This window comes from Streptomyces sp. CO7, assembly GCF_053474865.1.
Genome location: NZ_JBRIOU010000005.1, coordinates 376,086 through 379,666, shown reverse-complemented (window position 1 = coordinate 379,666; position 3,581 = coordinate 376,086). Strand labels below are relative to the sequence as shown.

The window sequence follows — 3,581 nt, the reverse complement described above, 5'->3', positions numbered from 1 at the left end:
GCAGGGCGGCCCCGCCGAGGGCGTAGCCGAGCGGGTACACCGACAGCCCCCACGCCCAGCCGGGCAGGTCGAGCCCGGTGACCCGCCCCAGGTCGCCGCGCAGCGTGGCTCCGAGCGCGCACAGGCCCAGCAGCGCGAGCGTCCACCAGGGCGTGGCCGCCCGCCGCCCCAGCAGCACCGCGGTGCCGAGCACCAGCATCAGCGGCACGTAGACGTACAGGTACCAGAGGTGGAACGCCGGCTCCACCGACCCGGACAGGGCACCCACCGCGTCCTCGGCGCCGCCCCGGAACGCCACGTACAGCCCCGTCCACACCACCATCGGCCGCACGATCCGGTCCGCCCGCCGCAGCAGCTGCCGCTCGCCGCGCACCGGGGAGGCCACCAGGGCCGCCCAGCCGGCCATGGCGAAGAAGGCGGGCACCGCGAACCGGGTGAGGGAGTCGGCGGCGACGCCGGCGGTGCGGTGGCCGGCGTCCACGAAGGCGGCGGCGGTGTGGCAGAGGACGACGGCGGCGGTGCAGACGACGCGCAGCAGGTCGACGTCGTCACGCCGCCCGGGCGCGGCCGCAGGGGCCGCCTCGGAGCCGTGGTCGTCGGTCCTGGCGGTGGCGGTGGCGCTCATGCCCCGCAGTGAACAGCCGCCGGGTTACACGAAGCGGGCCGCCACATGAACGCGGCGGGCCGCCCCCGGGGAGGGGCGGCCCGCCGGTCGTGCACTGCCTTCGGGATCAGGCGGAGGGCAGCTTCGCCAGCTGCTCGGTGATCCGCGCGATGTCCTGCTCGGCCTTGGCGAGGCGGCCGCGGATCTTCTCCACGACCGGCTCCGGGGCTTTGCCGAGGAAGGCCTCGTTGCCCAGCTTGCCGTTGGCCTGCGCCTTCTCCTTCTCCGCCGCCTGGAGGTCCTTCGTCAGCCGCTTGCGCTCGGCCTCGAAGTCGATCACGCCGGACAGGTCCAGCTCGACCGTCGCCCCGGCCACCGGCAGGCTGGCGGTGGCGGAGAAGCCCTCGCCCTCCGGCTGGAGGCGCAGCAGCTGACGGATCGCCGGCTCGTGCGGGGCGAGCGGCGTGCCGTCCAGGGTGAGGCGGGCCGGGACCCGCTGGCCCGGCTGCAGACCCTGGTCGCTGCGGAAGCGGCGGACCTCGGTGATCACCGACTGGAGGGTGGCGATCTCCTGCTCGGCCCCGGCGTCGCGGAAGCCGCTGTCGGCCGGCCACTCGGCGATGACGACGGACTCGCCGCCGGTCAGCGTGGTCCACAGCGTCTCGGTGACGAACGGCATGACCGGGTGCAGCAGCCGCAGCGTGACGTCCAGGACCTCGCCCAGGACGCGCTTGCTCGCCTCGGCCGCCGGGCCGCCCGCCATGAAGGTGGTCTTGGACAGCTCGACGTACCAGTCGAAGACCTCGTCCCACGCGAAGTGGTAGAGCGCGTCGGAGAGCTTGGAGAACTGGTAGTCCTCGTACAGCGCGTCCACCTCGGCGACCACCGAGTTGAGCCGGGAGAGGATCCAGCGGTCGGTCGCCGACAGTTCGGCGGCGACCGGCAGCGGGCCCTCGACGGTGGCGCCGTTCATCAGGGCGAACCGGGTGGCGTTCCAGATCTTGTTGGCGAAGTTGCGGGAGGCCTGCACCCAGTCCTCGCCGATCGGCACGTCGACGCCCGGGTTGGCGCCGCGCGCCAAGGTGAAGCGGAGCGCGTCGGAGCCGTACTTGTCCATCCAGTCCAGCGGGTTGACGACGTTCCCGAAGGACTTCGACATCTTCTTGCCGTTCTGGTCACGGACCATGCCGTGCAGCGCGATGGTGTGGAACGGCGGGGTGCCGTCCATCGCGTAGAGGCCGAACATCATCATCCGGGCGACCCAGAAGAAGAGGATGTCGTAGCCGGTCACCAGGACGGAGTTCGGGTAGAACTTCGCGAGGCTCTCGGTCTGCTCGGGCCAGCCCAGCGTGGAGAACGGCCACAGGCCGGAGGAGAACCAGGTGTCGAGGACGTCGTTGTCCTGGCGCCATCCCTCGGCCTCGGTGCCCGGCGGCTGCTCGTCGGGGCCGACGCAGACCGTCTCGCCGTTCGGGCCGTACCAGACCGGGATGCGGTGGCCCCACCACAGCTGGCGCGAGATGCACCAGTCGTGCAGGTTGTCGACCCAGTCGAAGTACCGCTTCTCCATCTCCTGCGGGTGGATCTTGACCTTGCCGTCGCGGACCGCGTCGCCGGCGGCCTGGGCGAGCGGGCCGACCTTGACCCACCACTGCATGGACAGCTGCGGCTCGATGGTGGTCTTGCAGCGCGAGCAGTGGCCGACGGAGTGGACGTACGGGCGCTTCTCGGCGACGATCCGGCCCTCGGCCCGCAGCGCCGCGACGATCGCTGAGCGCGCCTCGAGGCGGTCCTGGCCCTGGAAGGGGCCGTGGACGGTGATGACGGCGTGCTCGTCCATCACGGCGATGGACGGCAGGCCGTGCCGCTGGCCGATCTCGAAGTCGTTCGGGTCGTGGGCCGGGGTGACCTTGACCGCGCCGGTGCCGAACGCCGGGTCGACGTGCTCGTCGGCGACGACCGGGATGGTGCGCTCGGTCAGCGGCAGCTTGATCTGCTTGCCGACCAGGTGCTTGTACCGCTCGTCGTCGGGGTGGACGGCGACGGCGGTGTCGCCCAGCATCGTCTCCGCGCGCGTGGTGGCGACGACGATGGTGTCCTCGCCCTCGCCGTACTTCATGGAGACGAGCTCGCCGTCGTCCTCCTGGTACTCCACCTCGATGTCGGAGATCGCGGTGAGGCAGCGCGGGCACCAGTTGATGATGCGCTCGGCGCGGTAGATCAGCTCGTCGTCGTAGAGCTTCTTGAAGATGGTCTGAACGGCCTGGGAGAGGCCCTCGTCCATGGTGAAGCGCTCACGGGACCAGGCGACGCCGTCGCCGAGGCGGCGCATCTGGCCGGAGATCTGGCCGCCGGACTCGGCCTTCCACTGCCACACCCGCTCGACGAACGCCTCGCGGCCCAGGTCGTGGCGGGACTTGCCCTCCTTGCCGAGCTCGCGCTCGACGACGTTCTGGGTGGCGATGCCGGCGTGGTCCATACCCGGCTGCCACAGCGTCTCGTAGCCCTGCATCCGCTTGCGGCGGGTCAGGGAGTCGATCAGCGTGTGCTCGAAGGCGTGGCCCAGGTGGAGCGAGCCGGTGACGTTCGGCGGGGGGATGACGACGGTGAAGGGCTCCTTGTCGCTCTTCGCGTCCGCCTCGAAGTAACCGCGTTCTACCCAGCGCTCGTACAGCGGTCCCTCCACGTCGGCCGGCGTGTACTGGGTCGGCAGTTCGGTTTCGGGCGCTGTGGGCTGCTGAGAGTTCTCGGTCACGCCGGTCATTTTAGGGGTGTCCGCATCCTGTTCCGAAACGCGATTACTAGGTAACGGTCTGCGCCCGGGGGCGCACGCCGGGCCCGCCGTAGGGAAGGATGGCGCGGGACAGCATCAGGGAGGGAAACCAGCCATGAGTTACAACCAGCCGGGTCCGTACGGCCAGCAGCCCCAGCAGCCCGGGCCCTACGGACAGCCGGGGGCTCAGCCTGGCCCCTACGG

2 protein-coding genes are annotated in these 3,581 nt (G+C 71.1%); both read right to left on the bottom strand.

Annotated features, from left to right (window positions below; translation table 11 throughout):
- Positions 1-625: acyltransferase family protein (locus tag ACOV8S_RS20155; protein WP_448319180.1), on the bottom strand; the 625-nt coding region annotated here is incomplete at its 3' end.
- Between the two features lie 106 nt (positions 626-731).
- Complete coding sequence (locus ACOV8S_RS20150) at positions 732-3,359, bottom strand: valine--tRNA ligase (protein ID WP_448319179.1); 2,628 nt, start codon at positions 3,357-3,359, stop codon at positions 732-734.
- Between the last annotated feature and the right edge of the window lie 222 nt (positions 3,360-3,581).